The sequence below is a fragment of the Mesobacillus persicus genome (assembly GCF_900109925.1).
GTDB classification, from domain to species: domain Bacteria; phylum Bacillota; class Bacilli; order Bacillales; family Cytobacillaceae; genus Mesobacillus_B; species Mesobacillus_B persicus.
Map to the genome: position 1 here is coordinate 113,840 of NZ_FOBW01000004.1, position 20,509 is coordinate 134,348.

Annotated in this window: 19 protein-coding genes; 7 read left to right on the forward strand and 12 right to left on the reverse strand. The window is 41.0% G+C overall.

Annotated features, from left to right (window positions below; translation table 11 throughout):
* Window positions 1-44 precede the first annotated feature (44 nt).
* The 4 genes from BMX30_RS07505 to BMX30_RS07520 form a co-directional block, all read right to left on the reverse strand.
* A complete protein-coding gene (locus BMX30_RS07505) occupies window positions 45-404 on the reverse strand; it encodes an arsenate reductase family protein (RefSeq protein WP_090743123.1) in 360 nt (119 codons plus the stop codon).
* A gap of 177 nt (window positions 405-581) precedes the next feature.
* Window positions 582-2,369: an acyl-CoA dehydrogenase family protein gene (locus BMX30_RS07510; protein ID WP_090743125.1), complete on the reverse strand. Its 1,788-nt coding sequence runs from the start codon at window positions 2,367-2,369 to the stop codon at window positions 582-584.
* Between the two features lie 347 nt (window positions 2,370-2,716).
* A complete protein-coding gene (locus tag BMX30_RS07515) occupies window positions 2,717-3,892 on the reverse strand; it encodes an acetyl-CoA C-acetyltransferase (RefSeq protein WP_090743128.1) in 1,176 nt (391 codons plus the stop codon).
* 151 nt (window positions 3,893-4,043) lie between these two features.
* On the reverse strand, window positions 4,044-6,425 hold the full coding sequence (locus BMX30_RS07520; RefSeq protein WP_090743531.1) for a 3-hydroxyacyl-CoA dehydrogenase/enoyl-CoA hydratase family protein: 2,382 nt from the start codon (window positions 6,423-6,425) through the stop codon (window positions 4,044-4,046).
* 230 nt (window positions 6,426-6,655) lie between these two features.
* On the opposite strand from BMX30_RS07520, the gene BMX30_RS07525 reads away from it, so the two are divergent.
* Window positions 6,656-6,787, forward strand: a complete 132-nt coding sequence (locus BMX30_RS07525) for a YuzL family protein (protein ID WP_090743131.1) — start codon at window positions 6,656-6,658, stop codon at window positions 6,785-6,787.
* A 267-nt stretch (window positions 6,788-7,054) separates the two neighbouring features.
* Here BMX30_RS07525 and BMX30_RS07530 read toward each other — a convergent pair whose 3' ends face one another.
* Genes BMX30_RS07530 through BMX30_RS07550 form a run of 5 tightly spaced genes read right to left on the reverse strand, consistent with a single transcriptional unit; the run spans window position 7,055 to window position 10,967 of the window.
* Window positions 7,055-7,297, reverse strand: a complete 243-nt coding sequence (locus BMX30_RS07530) for a YusU family protein (protein ID WP_090743133.1) — start codon at window positions 7,295-7,297, stop codon at window positions 7,055-7,057.
* A gap of 2 nt (window positions 7,298-7,299) precedes the next feature.
* Window positions 7,300-8,070 carry an IucA/IucC family C-terminal-domain containing protein gene (locus BMX30_RS07535; RefSeq protein ID WP_170843819.1) on the reverse strand — a complete coding sequence of 257 codons (771 nt, stop codon included), beginning with the start codon at window positions 8,068-8,070 and terminating at the stop codon, window positions 7,300-7,302.
* Window positions 8,060-8,884: an ABC transporter ATP-binding protein gene (locus BMX30_RS07540; protein ID WP_090743137.1), complete on the reverse strand. Its 825-nt coding sequence runs from the start codon at window positions 8,882-8,884 to the stop codon at window positions 8,060-8,062. The genes BMX30_RS07535 and BMX30_RS07540 overlap by 11 nt, the downstream gene beginning before the upstream one ends.
* A 26-nt stretch (window positions 8,885-8,910) precedes the next feature.
* Complete coding sequence (locus tag BMX30_RS07545; protein ID WP_090743139.1) at window positions 8,911-9,966, reverse strand: FecCD family ABC transporter permease; 1,056 nt, start codon at window positions 9,964-9,966, stop codon at window positions 8,911-8,913.
* On the reverse strand, window positions 9,963-10,967 hold the full coding sequence (locus BMX30_RS07550) for a FecCD family ABC transporter permease (RefSeq protein WP_090743142.1): 1,005 nt from the start codon (window positions 10,965-10,967) through the stop codon (window positions 9,963-9,965). Before BMX30_RS07550 ends, BMX30_RS07545 begins: the two co-directional genes overlap by 4 nt.
* Window positions 10,968-11,208: 241 nt before the next feature.
* On the opposite strand from BMX30_RS07550, the gene BMX30_RS07555 reads away from it, so the two are divergent.
* Window positions 11,209-12,183 (forward strand): ABC transporter substrate-binding protein, encoded by a 975-nt coding sequence (locus BMX30_RS07555; RefSeq protein ID WP_090743146.1) that lies wholly within the window; start codon window positions 11,209-11,211, stop codon window positions 12,181-12,183.
* Window positions 12,184-12,391: 208 nt separating this feature from the next.
* On the opposite strand, the gene BMX30_RS07560 is transcribed toward BMX30_RS07555, so the two are convergent.
* Complete coding sequence (locus tag BMX30_RS07560; RefSeq protein ID WP_090743149.1) at window positions 12,392-13,561, reverse strand: FtsW/RodA/SpoVE family cell cycle protein; 1,170 nt, start codon at window positions 13,559-13,561, stop codon at window positions 12,392-12,394.
* 581 nt (window positions 13,562-14,142) lie between these two features.
* On the opposite strand from BMX30_RS07560, the gene BMX30_RS07565 reads away from it, so the two are divergent.
* From BMX30_RS07565 to BMX30_RS07585, 5 genes are all read left to right on the forward strand, one after another.
* Window positions 14,143-15,057 carry a helix-turn-helix transcriptional regulator gene (locus BMX30_RS07565; protein WP_090743152.1) on the forward strand — a complete coding sequence of 305 codons (915 nt, stop codon included), beginning with the start codon at window positions 14,143-14,145 and terminating at the stop codon, window positions 15,055-15,057.
* A gap of 16 nt (window positions 15,058-15,073) precedes the next feature.
* Complete coding sequence (locus tag BMX30_RS07570) at window positions 15,074-15,946, forward strand: ABC transporter substrate-binding protein (protein WP_090743537.1); 873 nt, start codon at window positions 15,074-15,076, stop codon at window positions 15,944-15,946.
* 36 nt (window positions 15,947-15,982) lie between these two features.
* Window positions 15,983-16,684: an ABC transporter permease gene (locus tag BMX30_RS07575; protein ID WP_090743155.1), complete on the forward strand. Its 702-nt coding sequence runs from the start codon at window positions 15,983-15,985 to the stop codon at window positions 16,682-16,684.
* On the forward strand, window positions 16,677-17,411 hold the full coding sequence (locus BMX30_RS07580) for an ABC transporter ATP-binding protein (protein ID WP_090743157.1): 735 nt from the start codon (window positions 16,677-16,679) through the stop codon (window positions 17,409-17,411). Before BMX30_RS07575 ends, BMX30_RS07580 begins: the two co-directional genes overlap by 8 nt.
* 189 nt (window positions 17,412-17,600) lie before the next feature.
* The gene (locus BMX30_RS07585) at window positions 17,601-18,356 is read left to right on the forward strand and encodes a (S)-benzoin forming benzil reductase (RefSeq protein WP_090743160.1); all 756 of its coding nucleotides are present in this window, start codon (window positions 17,601-17,603) and stop codon (window positions 18,354-18,356) included.
* Window positions 18,357-18,367: 11 nt separating this feature from the next.
* On the opposite strand, the gene BMX30_RS07590 is transcribed toward BMX30_RS07585, so the two are convergent.
* On the reverse strand, window positions 18,368-19,744 hold the full coding sequence (locus BMX30_RS07590; RefSeq protein ID WP_090743163.1) for a sensor histidine kinase: 1,377 nt from the start codon (window positions 19,742-19,744) through the stop codon (window positions 18,368-18,370).
* Entirely contained in the window at window positions 19,722-20,447 is a 726-nt protein-coding gene (locus BMX30_RS07595; protein WP_090743166.1) for a response regulator transcription factor, read from the reverse strand. The genes BMX30_RS07590 and BMX30_RS07595 overlap by 23 nt, the downstream gene beginning before the upstream one ends.
* Window positions 20,448-20,509 lie beyond the last annotated feature (62 nt).

Genomic DNA, 20,509 nt, shown 5'->3' on the forward strand with positions numbered 1-20,509 from the left:
AAATCCCTCCATTTTTATGAATTTCGATTTACATCGATGTTTCCCTATTTAAGCCATGCTTGTTCGTAGTCAGCCTCTTTAAAACCAACCGTTACTTTTTCTCCATCTGTTAGCAGTGGTCGCTTGATCAACATGCCATCTGAAGCTAATAGTTCTAACAACTCAGATTCATCGGCTGTTTTCACTTTATCCTTCAAGCCTAGCTCGCGATACTTCTGTCCACTCGTATTAAAGAATTTCTTCAACTCAAGACCACTATTTTTATAAAGAGTCTCGAGTTCTGTTTTAGACGGAGGGTTCTCAACAATATGTACTTCTTTGTATTCAATTCCATTTGCATCTAGCCACTTTTTTGCATTACGGCATGTCCCACATTTAGGATACCAGTAAAAGGTTAATGCCATCACTCCACCACCTATTTTATCATTACCTTTATAAATCCCTCTAAACGGATATTAACATAAAAGAACCTAAAAATTCTAATTTTGTGATGAAATCTTCGTCAATTCTTTTCAATATTAAAGTGTGCTCAAAACAAAGACAGGCCCCCAATAGAAAGGGACCTGCGTAATGATTATGTTTTATACGACAAAACGCTCAGCTTCGATTAGCTTATCAGCTGCTTCACGCTTCTTAGGGATCACGTTAATTGGTGTGTAGCGTGTAAGTTTACGGAATGCAGACAATAGCATACGGAGAGTATCTCCTTCTTCAGCTGCAACAAGCGTTTCTTTTGCATCTTGCTCAATCTTAATGAAAGCTTCTTGACAGAAAATTTCTGTGTAAAGAACCTTCTGCTTGCTCTTTTCAAGTCCATCCTTCTGAATAGCCTTTTCAGTACGAAGAACAACTGACTCCATTGCGAACGCTTGAGATACCATATCAGCTATGTTTACAAGAATTTCTTGTTCTTTATCAAGTGCTTTGCCGAACTTTTGAGCAGCTAAGCCCATCGCTAGTAAAGCAATCTTCTTCGCGTTAGCCACAAGGTACTTCTCCTGTCCTAAAGGCTCTGTGCCTGGCTCTTCTGGCATCATCATCATTAGTTCCTCTTGAAGCTTTTGAGCTACTTGGAATAATGGAAGCTCACCTTTAAATGCTTTACGCATATAAGTGCCTGGAACTAACATACGGTTGATTTCATTTGTACCTTCAAAGATACGGTTGATACGTGCATCACGATAAGCGCGCTCAATTTCATACTCTTGCATGAAGCCGTAACCACCATGAATCTGAACGCCTTCGTCTACAACATGGTCAAGGGTTTCAGAAGCAAATACCTTATTTAATGAACACTCAATTGCATACTCGGCAACAGCTGCAGCGACTTTGTGACCATCATTTAGGTCTTCAGCTGACATTTGACCCATGCTGTCTTCGTAAAGACCGACTGTACGGTATACGGAGCTTTCTGTCGCATAGATTTCAGAAGCAAGAGTGGCTAATTTTTCCTTTGTTAGGTTAAATTGAGCAATTGGAGTCTTAAACTGTTGACGTTGATTTGCGTATTTTACAGTCAGGTTAAACGCCTTTTTAGAACCACCGATTCCACCAACACCTAACTTATAACGACCGATATTTAAGATATTGAATGCAATCATGTGACCTTTTCCTGGTTCGAAAAGAAGGTTTTCTACTGGTACTGGAACATCTTCAAGAATCAATGTACGTGTAGAAGAACTCTTGATTCCCATTTTCTTTTCCTCTGCTCCAGTAGATACACCAGCGAACTCACGCTCAACGATGAAAGCAGTGAAGTGCTCCCCATCAATTTTTGCATAAACAACAAACACATCTGCAAAACCTGCATTTGTAATCCATTGCTTTTCTCCGTTAAGGATATAGTGTGTTCCTTCTGCATTTAGTTTCGCAGTTGTTCTTGCACCTAGTGCATCAGATCCAGATCCTGGCTCAGTCAAAGCATAAGCAGCAATTTTCTCACCTGTTGCTAAAGCCGGTAAATATTTTGCCTTTTGTTCCTTGTTTCCAAAAAGGACAATTGGTAATGATCCAATCCCAACGTGTGCACCGTGAGATAAAGAGAAACCACCGGAACCAGACATTTTTTCAGTAATAAGGGAAGAACTGATTTTATCTAGCTCAAGACCGCCGTATTCTTCAGGAACATCCGCTCCAAGTAATCCAAGTTCGCCAGCTTGCTTCAATAGTTTAACCGTGCGATCAAACTCATGGTTTTCAAGATGTTCGATTTGTGGACGCACTTCACCTTCAACGAAATCCTCCGTTGTCTTTGCAATCATGATTTGTTCATCAGTGAAATCTTCAGGAGTAAAAATTTGGTCAGGTGTTACTTCCTCGATTAAGAAGCTTCCGCCTTTAAGCAATTTCTTTTCAGTTGGATTTGCCATTTGTATTTCCTCCAATTCATTCTTTTATTTACACTTTATAAACATCCTTTTAAGTAAAATCCTAGGCAAGCCCTAAGTTGGGTATGCCTGGATCATAAAATCAACACACAGGTTTGTATACTTTGTTGTTTTCTATAGATTTTAGAACATTAACAAGTCCGTTCCATTTCGCTCCAGACACTTGCTTTCCGCGGGGAGGAAGTCGAGCCTCCTCGGCTTCGCCTGTGGGGTCTCGACCTTTCCTCTTCATCCCGCAGGAGTCAAGTGTCTTCCGCTACATTCCACTACTGTTATGGGAATTAATATTAAAAAGCATCAATCTTTACGAAAAGATTCATCTAAAAAGACTATAAAAGTTCAAATACTCCAGCGGCACCCATTCCGCCACCAATACACATTGTTACGACACCAAATTGAACATTGCGACGTTTCATTTCATGGATAAGGGATAATGTTAATTTTGCACCTGAACAGCCTAGTGGGTGTCCTAGCGCTATTGCCCCACCGTTTACATTGACGATGTCCTCGTTCAACCCTAGCTGTCTAACAACCTGGATTGATTGAGATGCAAACGCCTCGTTTAGTTCAAACAAGCCTACGTCTGAAAGCTCAAGGCCAGCTAGTTTTAATGCCTTAGGAATCGCAACAATTGGCCCGATGCCCATGATTTCAGGTGGTACTCCACCGAGTGCAAAGGAACGGAATTTCGCCATTGGAGCTAAGCCTAAAGAATCTGCTTTTTCACGGTCCATAACCATAACAGCAGCGGCACCATCACTTGTTTGTGAGGAGTTTCCAGCTGTTACACTACCAGTTACCGAGAATGCAGGGCGTAATTTCCCTAGTACTTCTAGCGTAGTACCTGGACGTACCCCTTCATCTTGTGTGAATTGAAAGCTTCTTTCGACAGGCTTATTGTCCTTACCAACTGAAGTGACTGTTACGTCAACTGGTACGGTTTCGTCTGCAAACTTGCCTTCCTGAAGTGCCTTTGCTGCACGCTGATGACTTCTAACCGCAAAAGCATCTTGTTCTTCTCTAGTAATTCCATATTTTTTTGCTACTGCCTCTGCTGTGTGCCCCATTCCCATATAGTACTCAGGTGCCGTTTCAGCAAGCTTGGCATTCGGACGCATAACATGGCCACTCATTGGAACCATGCTCATTGATTCAGCGCCACCAGCAATGATTGTATCAGCATGACCTAGCATAATTTTTTCTGCACCAGTTGCAATCGTCTGTAGGCCTGAAGAACAGAAACGATTGACCGTAACTGCTGGTACCTCGTAAGACAATCCCGCAAGTGCGCCAATGTTTCGCGCCATATTTAAGCCTTGCTCGGCTTCAGGCATCGCACAGCCGATAATTAAGTCATCTATATTCCCCTCATAATTACCCGCACGCTTCAATGTCTCTTTTACAACAAGAGCTCCAAGATCATCTGGACGTACATTTGCCAATGATCCTTTTTTCGCTCTCCCGACCGGGGTCCGAGCTCCGGCAACAATTACCGCTTCTCTCATTCCATTCCCTCCGTTTCTATTAAAAAGCGCAAGCGCCTCGTCCAGTCCCGCAAGTCATAACTATTTAGGCTTATGACGAGTGGGACTTGGCGCTAAAGCTGAATTCATGAAAACCCATACTTAACTAGTGAATTTGTAAGCTAGTAACCTGTTAGTTGCGTAAAGGCTTACCTTTCACGAGCATATGCTGCATCCGTTGTTGTGTCTTCGGCATAGCTACTAGTTTCAAGAACGCCTCTCTTTCAAGGTTGAGAAGATAATCTTCATCCACTTTCGTTCCGTACGGTACCTTACCTCCAGCAATGACATAAGCAACCTGTTTCGCTATTTCAACATCATGTTCGGAAATGAATCCTGATAGACGCATTTGCTCAGCACCAAGTAGAAGTGTCGCATATCCTGGCTCTCCGACAACTGGTACTTTTTTACGGGCCGGTGCAGTGTAGCCACTGTTATATAGATGTAATGCTGCCTGTTTCGCATCATATAGCAGGTGGTCGCCATTGACACTCACGCCATCAAACTTTCCTAAGAAGTTGTTATCACGCGCTTCTTCACCAGAAGTGGATGTCTTAGCCGTTGCAATTGATTCAAACACTTTATTCGCTACCTGCTGGAGGTCAATTTGTACTCCGTTTGGTAGTCCTTCAAGATGCTTGATATACAGTTCTTTGTTTCCGCCGCCGCCTGGAAGAAGACCAACACCAACTTCGACAAGACCCATATACGTCTCCATGGAAGCCTGAATATGTGCAGCTGGGAGACATACTTCTGCTCCGCCACCAAGTGACATTCCATGTGGTGCAGCTACAACTGGTTTGGCGCTATATTTGATCTTCATCATCGCCTGTTGGAATTGACGTACAGTCATATCTAATTCAAAGTAATTATCATCCTGAGCTTCCATCAGCATCATCGCAAGATTTGCGCCAACGCAGAAGTTTTTGCCCTGATTTCCAATCACAAGACCCTTATAATTCTTCTCAACTTCATCAACAGCGAAGTTAATCATTTGAATCACATCAAGGCCAATAGAATTGTTAGGAGAGTGGAATTCAAGTAAAGCTACTCCATCACCAATATCAATTAAGCTAGCACCTGCGTTTTGTTTGATTACGCCTTTTTCTGCTTTTACTTGCTTTAAGTTAATGATCTTTGGATTCACCTCAATGGCTTTATACTCACCGTTGCTGTAGAAATATTTCACGCCATTATCAACTTTATAGAAGGTTGTGAAACCGTTACCAATCATTTCTTTAATCCATGCAGGGACAACTGTTCCTTCTGCTTCCATTTTCGCGACTGATTTCTCAAGTCCGATGGCATCCCATGATTCGAAAGGTCCCATCTCCCAGCCAAAGCCCCATTTCATGGCATTGTCAATGGAGACAATATCATCAGCAATCGTTCCTAATAATTCCGCGGAATAAACAAACACCGGACTGAATACACTCCATAAAAGCTGACCAGCACGGTCATCTGCATAAACAAGCGCTTTCATTTTGTTAGCAGTACCTTTTTGTTGCTTGCTTGCTTCAACGGAAGCCGTTTTCAATTTCTTTCGTGGACCATATTCAAGCGTATTCGGATCAAGTTCGACAATCTCTTTTCCTTGTTTTGCAAAGAATCCTTGACCGGATTTGCTACCTAGCCATCCACGATTAACCATTTCCTTAAGGAAACCTGGAACTTCAAATACTTCCTTTTCCGCGCCATCCACTTGTTCGTAAACATTGTTGGCAACATGATAGAAAGTGTCTAATCCTACTACATCCAAGGTACGGAATGTCGCACTTTTTGCTCTTCCAATTAATGGACCAGTAACAGAATCAACTTCACCTACACTGTAACCACCTTTTAACATTTCACGAACGGTAACAAGCAAGCCGTAAGTACCAATTCGATTTCCAATGAAGTTTGGTGTATCCTTTGCTTCAACAACACCCTTGCCGAGTCGATCTTCACCAAACGTTTTAACAAATGATAAAACCTCAGGATCCGTTTCTTTTGTCGGAATGATTTCAAGCAATTTTAAATAACGTGGCGGGTTGAAGAAATGTGTTCCAAGGAAGTGCTTACGGAAATCTTCGGAACGTCCTTCTGCCATTGCTTCAACTGAAATCCCTGAAGTATTGGAGCTAACGATACTTCCTTGTTTTCTATATTGATCTACATTTGTAAATACTTTTTTCTTTATCTCAAGGTTCTCAACGACCACCTCGATAATCCAATCTACATCTTTCAATTTTGGCATGTCATCTTCAAAGTTCCCTGCTTCAATAAGTGCTAAATTCTTTTTAGAAGCAAGTGGTGCTGGCTTTTGTTTTAAGAGCTTCTGAAGTGCTCCCCCACTAATACGGTTGCGGACTTGCTTATCCTCAAGAGTCAGTCCCTTTGCCTTTTCTGCCTCTGTCAATTCACGTGGCACAATATCAAGCAATAGAGTTGGTATTCCGATATTAGCCAAGTGTGCAGCGATTCCGGAACCCATTACCCCAGAGCCTAAAACAGCCGCTTTTTGGATTTGTCGCATCAAATCTGTCTCCCCCTTTGACAATGGTTTGAATGAATACTCATTCATTTTTGAGCCAAAAAAAATATTCATGAAAGAATGAGCTCTGTTAATACTATAATAAAATATTTAAAAAATTTACGCAATATCGAATGACTAAAAAAATAAAATTTTTTGATTTTAATTCTCAACGAGGAAACTCTGCTTGATTTTTTTGCTTCTGGACATGCTAGTAAACGGGGGTGAATATGATGGCAAGGTTGAAAAAAGATCCATCCAAACGTGGAGTAAGCGCAGCTAGTGTCAAAGGGAATGCTGGTCCGACCGTTGAAAATGACGGTGGCGGAAAAGTGAACAGCCAGAACAACCAATATAAAAAATAATTCGTTTTTATTTGTTTGAAATAATAAATGAATCAGTCTGTGTATTTCAGACTGATTCATTTTGTTAAGCTCTTTTCTCAAACTTTGTTGCTTTTTGAGGTAACAATACAAAAGAATGACCTTTGTGCCCCTTCAAATTAGGTTCAATTTTTGAGAAAAGAGCTTGCAAACTTAATTGAAACGCACGAAATAGCTTATTTTACGTTAAAATCGGCACTTGGATTTTAACAACAACCTTAACGAAAACAGCCTTTTGTTGATAATGATCTAGTTTTTTCGCTTTTGTTCATTCATATTTTTAATCTCTTTAATCGTCTCCATGATGTTTTCTTTCGCATCAGGGTATGTTTGATTCCAATGCTGCGCAAGTGGGGGCATGGATTTTGCAATATGGTTATAGAGAATCCAAGCCTTCACCTTTTCTTTATTTTCTTCCGTCCCTTCTCCAATCAATAGCTCTGTATATTTCTCTAACAGACCGTCTAGCTGTTGTTTGAACGTCTCATTCAATTTTAATTCCTCTTCCCCGTATTAAATTGCTTGCAGTACAACGGACATGTCTTACAGTATGTCCGTTTTGCGCCAAGCTGGTAGGTAAAGCAGCATGTTTTCCGAATTCGCACCATCTCGTCCAATTCTGTCAATAACACCGGTTCCTCATTAAATCTATTTAGTGGATTACGATGATAAGGTCCAAACAATTTTCCTGGCGCCTGATTGATTATATAATCATAGTCATCACGACAAGAAAATCCCTCCTCGTCCACAAGGATCTTTTCGTAAAGCCAAAATATGTAAACAGATAGGTTCTCCCATAGCGTATACTTTGATATCTTCGCCTCATTAGCAAGAGCATTCAATACAGGATAAATAATGTCCTTGAACAGATCTTGTAATGCCTTACGTCTCCACTCAGTCCAATTTTCTCCCGGAAACTCTTCTGCTAAAAGGTCTTCAAAGTAATATTCCGGCAACCAATTTCCTTCTTTGTGTGACCTTTGAAGATACAAAGTATCTAAGGAAAAATGAAGACGCTTGTTCCAGTGGGATAAAGCATATAAATAAATGACAGCCACAAAAGCAAACCGCTTCATAAAAACGGAAGCGGCAACCTTTACATCAGGGGCCTGAATTTCCACTTGAACATCTTTCAAAAAATCGTTCATTTCATTCTTTTTAACCAGGCTAGCTAAAGGTACAGTCGAGCTAATTTGGTCAATTACTGGGGTATACCTGAATCTTGAAAGCTCGACTGCCTCTTCCTTCGTTAATTTAACGTGCATAAGAAACTTCACCCTTCGGTAAAATGCAACGACCTTTTCCATAAGGGATACAAAGTGGTGTCCCAAAAAGTGGATCGATGGTCACTTCACATTCCATACCAAATACCTGTTGGACCAAGTTACAATTAATCACATGTTCTGGTTGCCCTTCGGCATAAATTTGTTGGTCCTTTATTGCTACTATATTATGGGCATAGCGGCAGGCAAGGTTTAGATCATGAAGCACCATTACTATTGTTCTTCCCTCTTTCTCGTTCAATTCAAACAAAAGATCAAGAATTTCAATTTGATGGGTCATATCTAAGTAAGTCGTTGGTTCATCTAGGAGGATAATATCGGTGTCTTGAGCAAGCGTCATTGCAATCCAAGCACGTTGACGCTGACCGCCTGATAAGGAATCAACGTTTCTGTCTTTTAACTCAACGATTCCAGTTGCCCTTAGTGCGTCATTCACCTTTTTTTCATCGTCTTCCGACCATTGCTTCAGCCAGTTTTGATATGGATATCGACCTTGTTTTACGAGCTGAAGAACGGTTAAGCCCTCTGGTGCAATCGGTGATTGGGGAAGAATCGCCATTTTTTGTGCAATTTCCTTTGTGGATAGCTTGGAAATCGCTTCTCCCTCTAAAAGAACCGCTCCAGCTTGCGGCTTTAAAAGCCTGGCGATTGAACGGAGCAGAGTGGATTTTCCACAGCCATTCCCTCCAATAAAAACAGTAATTTCTCCTTTTGGAATCTTTAAGTCCAGCTCATTTATAATAATCGAACTTCCATATGAAAGCGTCAGTTTTTCTGTTTCAATTGCTTGAGCCATGAGCTCTCCCCCTTTGACAGTATTATTTATTGATTTCTTGTTTTAAATAACAGGAAAATAAAATAAGGTGCCCCGATAGCTGCAGTAAAGACACCAGCAGGAACTTCTAGTGGGGAAAACATTGTCCGGCCAATTAAATCGGCTAGCATAACTAAAATCCCACCAATTAAAGCAGATACGGGTAATAATGCACCAAAGGCAGAACCCACTAGCCTTCTAGCCATATGCGGAGCCATTAACCCGACAAAGCCTATCCCACCCGCAAAGGCAACGGAGCTAGCGATTAAAGCTGTACTGATGAGTAACAAGAGAAACCTTTGCCGCTGAACACGTCCGCCAACGCCTGTTGCAATCTCATCGCCAAGCTCTTGAATGTTCACTGTTCTTGCCATCATTATCGCTACTGCTAGTAAAGTAATTATTAAGGGTACTAGGACCCTTACCTCACTCCAGTTAGTGCCATGTACAGTACCTGTAATCCAGATATTGGCTTGGCTTGCTCGGTAAATAGGTCCAAGAATCATCAGCAACGTAGTCAACGCCTGCATCAAGGTAGATATCCCTATCCCTATTAAAACTAGGCGAATCGGAGATACACCGTTCTTCCATGATAGGAAATAAACGAGTAAAGCAACAACGAGTGCACCCAAAAATGCTGCAATAGGCAGCCATTGAATACTCACGATTAGTGCGTTATTTTCATCACTAAAAATCGCTAAGAACCCAACTACCGCAACTGCTGCACCACCGGTAATTCCAAGAATATCTGGCGAGGCAAGCGGATTTCGTATCATTCCCTGAAGGATTCCACCAGCAACTGCTAAGCCCATTCCCACGAGCAAAGCAACAATAATCCTAGGCAGTCTGAAGGACTGTACGACTAACCGGTCCATTTCAGTTCCGCCCCCGAAAAATACTTGCAAAACAGAAAGCGGACTAATTTTCATTTCTCCTAGACCAGCACTAAGGATAAGTAATAAAACTACTAATGCAAGTAGCACTAGGATTGTATTTACTGCTTTTTGATCGACTAAAAAAGAAACCTTTCCATTCAATGCTCGAAAGCTACGATATTTTCTCATCTTCCGTTGAACCCCTTTCTAGCAATGTAAATAAAAAATGGGGTTCCGATTAGGGCTGTCATGACTCCGACTGGTATTTCTTGAGGCATAATAATATATCGGGCTGCAATATCAGCGACTAGCAAAAGCATCCCACCCAAAAGTCCAGCATATGGGATTACCCAACGATGATCGATTCCAACTACCGCTCTAGCAACGTGGGGAACGACAATTCCAATGAATCCAATTGGGCCTGCTATGGCTACCGCTCCACCTGAAAGAAAAATGACGATTATACCGGCCCCGAGTTTGACAAGCCCTGTATTGAGACCAAGTCCCTTTGCTACATCTTCCCCCATCGATAAAACATTCATTTTAGGTGAAAGAATCATCGCTGCTACCCAACCAGCTAATAGATAGGGAAAAACACTTGCCAAGTTTTCAAGTTTTCTCCCCTGTACCGAACCTGCTAGCCAAAAAAGCACCTGTTCTAGAGCGGCTTCATTAAGAACGAGCAACCCTTGTGTAAAAGATGAAAACATCGCTGCAATAGCTGCCCCAGCAAGAGTAAGCTTCATTGGCGTAAGCCCTTCCCGACCAGTAGAACCAATGACATAAACACTGATTGCTGCAACAGCCGCACCAAGGAACGCAATCCATGTATAGGCTTGTAAACTTCCAACCGAAAAAAGAGAAACCGCTACCACAACCGCAAAGCCTGCACCGGCATTGACACCGAAAATCCCCGGTGAAGCAAGAGGGTTTTTCGTTAACGTCTGCATCAATACCCCGGCCATTGCTAAGCTTGCACCCACGGTTGCTGCGATTAATGCCCTTGGAAGTCGAACAGATTCGATAATAATATGTTCATTTGTACCATTAAAATCAGTAAATGCCTGATAAGCCATCTTCCAGCTTGTTTCTGTATATCCATAAACAATACTTGCACATGCTAAAAATATCATTGCGACCATGGAGATTACCAGGCCAACCCATCGTTGACCAGAAGTTTTCAGTAGCATAATAATTTACCCTTCCAATTAGCATAATAATTTCATCATTTTTTCAAATACCTTTAGTCTATTGCACCTAGACAAGGGGTGTCAATGAGTATGAGAATCGTTTTCACTTTGTTCATTATTTTGTAATGAATAATAATTTTTTGATAAATACTGTTGACACTATATATAAAGAATTTTATCATAAAGATGCACTAAATGAAAATGATTATCATTCACAGTTAAAAGTAGGAGGAAACCAAAAATGAAACAATCAAAACTGTTCTTATTGACGATCTTATCGTTAGTAGCCATGTTCATGCTAACAGCATGTGGTGGAAATAACGATGAAGCAGAGGAAACAAAGGAACCTAATACAACTGAAGAAGAAAGTACAAGTTATACCGTTGAAAATGCTATGGAAACAGTAACCCTTGATAAAACACCTGAAAGAGTCGTTATTTTAACAAATGAAGGTACAGAAGCATTACTAGCTTTAGGTGTAAAACCTGTGGGGGCAGTTCAATCCTGGACAGGCGATCCATGGTATGATCATATTGCTTCCGAAATGGAAGGCGTTGAGGTTGTTGGATTGGAAAGCCAGGTGAACGTTGAGGCGATTGCTGCTTTACAACCTGATTTAATCATCGGGAACAAAATGCGCCAAGAAGACATTTATGAACAGCTTAAGGCAATCGCTCCAACCGTCTTTGCCGAAACACTTCGTGGTAACTGGAAAGAAAACTTCGAACTTTATGCAAAAGCAGTTAATAAAGAAGAAGAAGGCAACCAAGTACTTGCCGATTATGATAACCGTATTAAAGAAATTCAGACTGAGCTTGGTGATGATGTAAATAAAGAGGTCTCCATGGTTCGCTTTATGGCTGGCGACGTTCGAATTTATCACAAAGATAGTTTCTCCGGAGTAATTTTAGAACAGATTGGCTTTGCCCGCCCTGAGAGTCAAGATGTTGATGATTTTGCGGAGATGAATGCAACAAAAGAACGAATTCCTGCAATGGATGGAGACATTCTCTTTTATTTCACATATGAATCGGGGGATGGCGAAGCGACGAATCTGGAAAAAGAATGGATTGAAGATCCATTATTTAAAAATCTAGAAGTAGCTAAAACTGGCGAGGTTCACAAAGTAGAAGATGCCGTTTGGAATACAGCTGGTGGTGTCATTGCAGCAAACTTAATGCTTGATGATATTGAGAAGCATTTTTTAAGTGAATAACTAGGACAAAGCCCAACCTAGGGCACTAGGTTGGGCTTTTTCTATGGTGACCGTTTTTTTCGATTGATACTTATTTTGGGCTTCATGAAGCTTTCATGGTGACCGTTTTTTTCCGATTGATACTAATTTAGGGCCTCATGAAGCTTTCATGGTGACCGTACTAGCTAATGTAAAAAAGGAACCATTGCGTAAACAATGGTCCCTCTTATTAATCAGAAGTAGAAAACATGTATTTTTTATAGTGATATCGTATCGAGAATATCAAGCTAACCGCCAGCATATTCCCCATTAGTGAGCTTCCCCCATAGCTAACGAAGGGAAGTGGAATCCCCGTAATCGGCAAAAGGCCGATGGTCATTCCGATATTTTGAAACACATGAAACGTAATCATGCTTATGACACCTACGCAAAGATACGTGTAAAAGTCATTCTTCGTTTCCATCCCCACTTTTGTTATCTGATAAATTAACAAAAAGAATAAACTAATTAGGACACTCGCCCCAACGAACCCAAACTCTTCGCCAACTACACTAAAGATAAAGTCGGTATGACTTTCTGGCAGGTATACCTCACGCGTTCCATACCCTTTTCCTGTTGTTTCTCCAGAACCAATTGCCAGCAGCGATCTGGTTAACTGGAAGCCGGTTGTACTTTGATAATTATAGGGATCCAGCCAGGAATAAATCCGACCGAATTGATACTCTCGAACACCTAAATACTTTTCAAGAATTTCTGGTTTCCATAAAACCAAATAAAAGATGGCCCCAATTAGGGATACTCCAACGCTAAAAATAGGCAGAAGAATTTTCCATGTAATACCTGATATAAATACCATTCCGAGCATGATAGCAATAAAAACCAACGATGTCCCAAGGTCCTGCTTGATAACAAGGATAAGCGGAAGCAAGGTAATGAGTCCGATTTTTATCAATAGCCAAAAATCAGTTCCTATCGTCTTTATCGTGTTTTTTTGATGATGATCAAAAATAGCTCTTGCAAGGGCAAGTATGATAAATACCTTAACGAATTCAGATGGCTGTATGGAACCTACCCCTGGGAAGACAAACCAGTTTTTTGCACCATTGATGACAGGGGCAATACTTGATGGTGCAACGATTAAGAAACCTAAAGCGGCTATCCCTAAGCCATAGGCATACCAAGTCAATTTTTTCAGTTGGTCAGAATCCAGTCTTATCACTATAGCAATAATAACTACCCCTACTGCATACCAAACAATCTGTTTGGCTAGGAAGTTTTCACTGTACTGTCCGGTTGCTTGCGCACTATAAATAGATACACAACTTGCTAAAAATAGGAGCATTAATACTAAAACAAGGCCAAAATCGAGCCTAGAGTTATTTTTTTGATTGGAAGTCATCATCTTTTCCCCTTTAATGAAGAACTGTACAATACTTCATTATATTTTTTTCGACAAGAAATAACAACATCCAAGTGAAGATTGGGTAAGTTTTACATAAACAAACTGAATTAATAACTGTTTTTTGAGGGAGTTAGGCATACCAAAAGTATTCGTAATGTAATTTAGCTTCATGTGAACCTCATGACGGATACACTGAGGGTCTTGCCTTCGTTTCGTGCTGCATGAACGCCTCATAGAGCACAAATTCTGGTCCTTCCCTGTGTTTTCGTGCTCCATGAACGCCTCATAGAGCACAAATTCTGATCCTTCCCTTGTTTTCGTGCTCCATGAACGCTTCATAGAGCACAAACTCTGGTCCTTCCCCTGTTTTCGTGCTCCATGAACCCTTCATGGCTCATTCTGGTTTTCGTGGTGCGAGTTTATGTATAAAAAAGAAGTTTTGCAGTTAAAATTTGTCTAATTTGTGAACGACTCCAAACAAAACTTAACAAAACTTGACGATTTATGAAAATTGTCACACTCTTTTAACCGATTTTCGTTTATTTTAGTAATAGTTCGTTAAAGGTGGTGAAATTAAAATGCAAGATAGCACATATACGCCGGATGAGATTGCCGCTATGTTTAAGATTTCAAAGCATACTGTTTATGAGCTGATCAAACGAGGTGAATTGAACGCGTTTAAAGTTGGAAATAAAATGCGGATTGAACAAGCAGAGTTGGACCGTTATAAACAGACGAAAGCCTCTAACGTAAAGGTTCATTCAGCATCTACATCAAATCAGGCATATACTTTAAAACTTGCGGGTAGCCATGATTTTCTTGTTGAGTATCTAGTTAGGTATGCGGCGAATGAATCAGCTGGGCTTGCTATTCAACCCAGTTATATTGGTAGTCTTGAAGGATTGATGATGTTGTATCGTGGCAGCGCTGACATGGCAGCCATCCATCTTCTGGATCCTACTTCTCAAGAATATAATCTACCTTTTATTCGCCAATTATTTGTTCATGAGCCAATCACTGTTATCCGATTAGCGTCGAGAGAACAAGGACTGATTGTCGCAAAGGGAAATCCCAAAAACATCACAACCGTAGAGGACTTAGCTCGGAAGGATGTAACGATTGTAAATCGGCAAAAAGGGGCAGGTACTCGCTTCCTTCTCGACTCTTTTCTAGCGGACAAGGACATTAATCCTAACTCGATAAAGGGTTATGAAAATGAGGAATGGAACCACCTTGGTGCCGCATCCCATATCAGCCGTGGATCCGCTGATGTAGCATTCGGTATCAAATATGCAGCAAGTCAACTTGGACTCGATTTTATTCCTGTGACGAGTGAAAAATTTGACCTAGTATTTCGATGGACCGAAGAAAATAAGGCGGCACTAGAACATCTGCTAGACCTGATTCACTTCACTACTTTTAAGGATAGCATCTTACAGCTCGAGGGCTATGATGCAAGTGAACTTGGAAAAATTATTTTCGAACACAAATAATGGAGGAAAAACAAATATGAAAAACAAATTACTATCCCTATCTTTTGTTTTATTTTTAGCTTTAATGACAGCTTGCTCCAGCTCTGACACGAACAATGCAGAAGAACCAGAAACAACAAATGAGCCAGAAACAACTGAAGTTGAGACGACTGATTTGATTCTTGCTACAACAACAAGTACCCAAGATAGCGGTTTACTAGATGTTTTAATTCCAATGTTTGAAGAAGAAAACCCCTATAATGTTAAGACAATCGCTGTTGGAACGGGACAGGCCCTTGAAATGGGTGTGAACGGTGAGGCAGATACCCTCCTTACCCATGCACCAGTTGCTGAAAAAGAACTTGTTGACAATGGAGATGTCCTAAACTATCAACAAGTGATGTACAATGACTTTGTTGTCGTCGGACCTTCTTCTGACCCTGCAGGCATTAAAGGATTATCTACAAATGAAGCTTTCACCAAGATCTTCGAGGCTGAATCTGTATTTGTTTCCCGAGGCGATGACTCTGGTACCCATAAAAAGGAACTGTCATTATGGACAGCTGCTGACCTTGATCCCGCCGGAAACAGCGCTTATTTGGAAACAGGACAAGGAATGGGGAATAGCTTACAAGTTGCCGCAGAGAAGCAAGGCTATATTTTAACTGACCGTGCTACTTATCTTGCGCAAAAAGACAATTTAGGAGAATTTGAGGTTCTTGTCGAGGGAGACGAAAATCTACTAAATATTTATCATGTTATGGAAGTAAATCCTGATAAAAATGATAAGATTAATGCTGAAGGTGCAAAAGCCTTTGTTGAGTTTATGGTTAGTGAGGAAGCATTCAAAACAATTTCCGAATTCGGAATGGAAGACTACGGTCAGCCACTATTCTTCTTATTTGAATAATCGTAATATAAATTTTTAAAAGAGAGCTTGATTCAGATGGATTTATTACTAGAAGGACTCAAAAAAGCAATAGAAATGGTACTAGCAGCCGACCCTATTATCGTTGAAATCACGTTGAGAACGCTAAAGGTTTCAATGACAGCAATCATAATTAGTACATTAATCGGGATTCCTTTAGGGATGTTTCTCGGCTTGGTGAAGTTTCCAGGTCGCAAGCTTATTCTTGTCATCATTAATATTGGCATGGGATTACCGCCTGTTGTTGCTGGCCTGTGGATTACCCTACTTTTATGGAGATCTGGGCCACTTGGCGATTATTCACTTCTTTATACAGAGACAGCGATAATTATTGCCCAAACGCTCGTTTCGCTACCGATTGTTACAGCCTTAACAGCAACTGCGTTCCAGCAAATTAATGAAAAAATGATCCTTCAGGTAAAAGCACTCGGGGCAACACGCCTGCAGTTGGTGTGGATTCTGATGAAAGAAAGCAAACTTGCCCTCCTTGCAGCGATTATCGCAGGGTTTGGACGAGTTATTGCTGAGGTTGGTGCAGCGATGATGGTTGGCGGGAATATTAGCGGTGACACAAGAATTCTTACGACCTCGATTGTGATGGAAGTGTCAAAGGGGAATTTTGATATTGCGTTGGCCTTGAGTTTTATTTTAATGACTCTCGCATTTCTCATTACCTTCCTCCTAACTTTTTTACAGCAAAGGAAGCGATCCCATGAATAGCCCTTTAATTACTCTGGAGAACATTGATATAAAAGCGAGGGAGCGAAGCATCTTATCCATTCCCTCTTTCGAACTCCAAAAAGGAGAGATTCTTGGGGTGATGGGACCAAATGGTGCTGGCAAAAGTACGCTACTGAAGACTCTAGCCTTGCTGGACCCACCTCAATCTGGGTCTATTAAATTCCAAGGGCAAACCGTCTCTGACAGCTCGGCACTTGTTGTGCGGCGAAAGATTGCTGTTGCTCTCCAGCAATCCTTGCTGCTAGATACGAGTGTCTATCAAAATGTGGCCGTCGGACTAAAGATACGTAACAGACCTAAAAGAGAAATTAAAGAACAAGTCGCCTATTGGCTTGATGTTTTTAAAATAAGTCACTTAGCCAAAAAGCATGCGCATCATCTTTCAGGTGGTGAGGCACAGCGAGTAAATCTTGCGCGGGCAATGATTTTAGAACCTGAAGTGCTCTTCCTTGACGAACCATTTTCTGCACTCGATTTTCCAACAAAAGTTCAGCTTTTGAAGGATATTAAACAGGTTGTTGAGGAGACAAACACTACAACGGTTTTCATCAGCCATGACCTGATGGAGATTAAATACTTTACGAACCGCCTCGCGATTTTAATTGGCGGTGAAATAAAACAACATGGTCCCACAGAAGAAGTGCTAGCTTTCCCAAATAGCGCTTCCGCCACCTTCATTGGTGAATGGAACCACCTCTTATCCTAGCTTTACCTTTGAGTGTCCTGGAACTCTTTCCTGGACACTCCTTTTTTGCTTAATTTCGATAATCTTTATTTAGCCAAATACCTTTATGAAGAATACAGTTAGGATTTTCATCTTCATACTTAAAAATATTTTCTTTTCTAGTTCTATTTATGGTTCAATGATGATAATAAATGATTGGGAGGGATGGGTATGAAGTATGCAATTGTAACTGGCGCATCAAAAGGGCTCGGTGAAGGGATTGCTAGAAAGTTGCTAGAGGAACAGGTAAAAGTGATTGCCGTTTCGCGCAGTGACAATGAAGAACTGCACGAAGTGGCTAGAAAAATTGACGGAGATTATCATTATTTTCGTTGCAACCTTGCCTCAACAGAAGAAACATTAGCCGTCTTCCAAAGGATCTCAGAGACCATTTTTCAACAGACAACCGAGGCCGTTTACTTAATTAATAATGCCGGGATTGTCGATCCGATTGAAACAGTCGGGGATCTAAATGACACAGCGATTCTTGATAATGTTCAAATCAACTTAACAGCACCTGTATTAATTAGTAACCTAATCATTAAACAGGCAGAGAAAACACAAATTCCCCTTACAATTGCTAATGTCACATCAGGAGCTGCCGAGCGGCCTGTTCATGGATGGAGCATCTATTGCAGCACGAAAGCAGCTATTAATATGTTTACCCGGACGACTGGTCTAGAATTAGAAAACAAGGCAAGCTCGACAAAAATGATTGCCTATAGTCCAGGAATCATGGATACTGACATGCAAACAACGATCCGTTCATCCACCGAGAAAGCCTTTTATGATGTGGATAAATTTAAGGAATATAAAGAAAAAGGGATGCTTAGATCCCCTGCTATCGTTGCGAACGCTCTCGTTAAACTTATGTTCGAAGGCAATCTTGAAAATGGGAAAGTGTATTATGTAAACGACTTACTATAAAGGGCTAGGAATCAGGCACCAGATACGCGTGGGAATAAAATGGTAAACGCGGTGCCTTTTCCTGGCTGGCTTTCTACATGAATTGTTCCTTTATGCGCTTCCACTAGGGCCTTAACAATCGATAAACCGATGCCAACTCCACCCGTTTTCCGATCACGTGACTTATCCCCTCTAAAAAACCGTTCAAAAATATGAGGAAGGTCCTGTTCGGATATCCCAACGCCTTCATCCTCAATTAGAAAACCGACCATATCTTCATAAGCAATATTCGCAAGCCTTACCTTGCCTTCTTTTAGTGTATATTTCAGTGCATTATTAATCACATTCGTCAAAATTTGTACCAATTTATCTCGGTCTCCATTAAAGATAAGTGGCTGTTCTGAATGATTAACAATTAGTTCGACTTGCTTTGCTTTAAATACTGGAGTGAACAAATCTTGCATTGAGCCTAACAGCTCCCCTGCATCCAATTTCACATAATCAAGCCTAATCTGGGGGTTTTCTGCCGCAAGAAGCTTTTCGAGTTCGTTCACAAGTCGAACAAGTCGCATCAACTCATTATGACTTTGCTTCAAGCGTTCCGGAGTTGGCTCCCAAATGCCATCCTGAAAGGCCTCAATTTGGCTTCGTAATGTCGCCAATGGTGTCCGCAGTTCATGAGCAAGATCTCCCGTAAACTCCTTGCGCAACCTTTCTTCTTTTTCAAGCGATATCGCTAAATCGTTAAAAGCAATCCCAAGCCTTTTCATCTCTAGTGATAGATTATCGAGTGGGACCCGTACATCCTTTTTATGCTTTGCTAGCCGCTCAACCGCCATTGATAAACTATTCAACCCTGCCGTTAGCCGTTTAGAAAACAGCATGCTGAAAAACAAGGCCAATACTACAGTGATGACTACGGCGGTAAGTAAGTATTTTTTTATCGTCTGGAGAAATACATATTCACTATCGATAAACCCTTTTGGATAGTACACCTTCAAAATAGCCAGCGTCTTCCCTTCTAGCTTAATCGGCTCTGTTGATGTTAACCAGTTATCCTCTTCATAAGGGTTATTGCTCATCCCCATGCCTTCCATGATTCCGCGAATGGAAGTGGAATCCATTAGTAAGATTTCATTTGGTGTGTATAACTTATAATAAAGACTATCTGTCATCGCATGCTCATAAAATAATTGGGATACTCGTTCACCTGTAAATGCACCGCGTTCCTTATACTCTAGTTTGAGAGCATTTGTGAGCTGGGTTACCCGCTGCGTTCGGTTCTCATTTATATAATGATTAAAACTTGCCTCAAAGCCCCATTGCAGGCTAAAGCTTACGACAAGAATTCCAGTTAGGGAAACGAGCAAAAAGTAAAACAAAATTTTAGAGCGAAGCGTTTTTAGCATCTGGTGCTCCTCCAAACTTATAGCCCATCCCAAATACCGTTAAGATATATTTAGGCTCCCTAGCATCTGTCTCAATCTTTTTACGGAGATTCTTAATGTGGGTGTCAATACTGCGTTCGTAACCTTCGTAGGAAAAGCCATCCTCTTGAATTTTATCAAGAAGATCCATCCGACTATATACTCGCCCAGGGTTCTGCGCCATATTAGAAAGGAGCCTGTATTCAATTGGCGTTACGTTAATGGTCCCTCCCATCCACGTAATTTCTTTTTTTAGTAGGTCAATGATTAACTCACGATGATTAAAACTGAGTTGTTCACCAACTGGAACATGCTCTGTTTTTCTCACTCTACGCAATATAGCTTGGACCCTTACGACAACCTCTCTTGGGCTAAAGGGTTTCGTAACATAATCATCTGCCCCTAAAACAATGCCATTAATGCGCTCATCCTCACCTGATTTTGCTGTTAACATTAAGATCGGAACATCCGACTCTTTTCGAAGGAGCCTACAGATCTCTTCCCCTGAAATATCTGGTAGCATTAAATCAAGTACAATTAAATCTGGATTAACACGATCTGCCTTCCTTAAAGCATCAAGGCCATTATCCGATGTAAAAACTTCATACCCCTCTTTGCGGAGATAGGCTTCCAACACTTCTGTTATCATATGCTCATCATCCACTAGCAAGATTTTCTGGCACATGTTCATCTCTCCTTTAAAACTACTAATCTTCATAACTTCCACATAACTTCCTCATAACATCT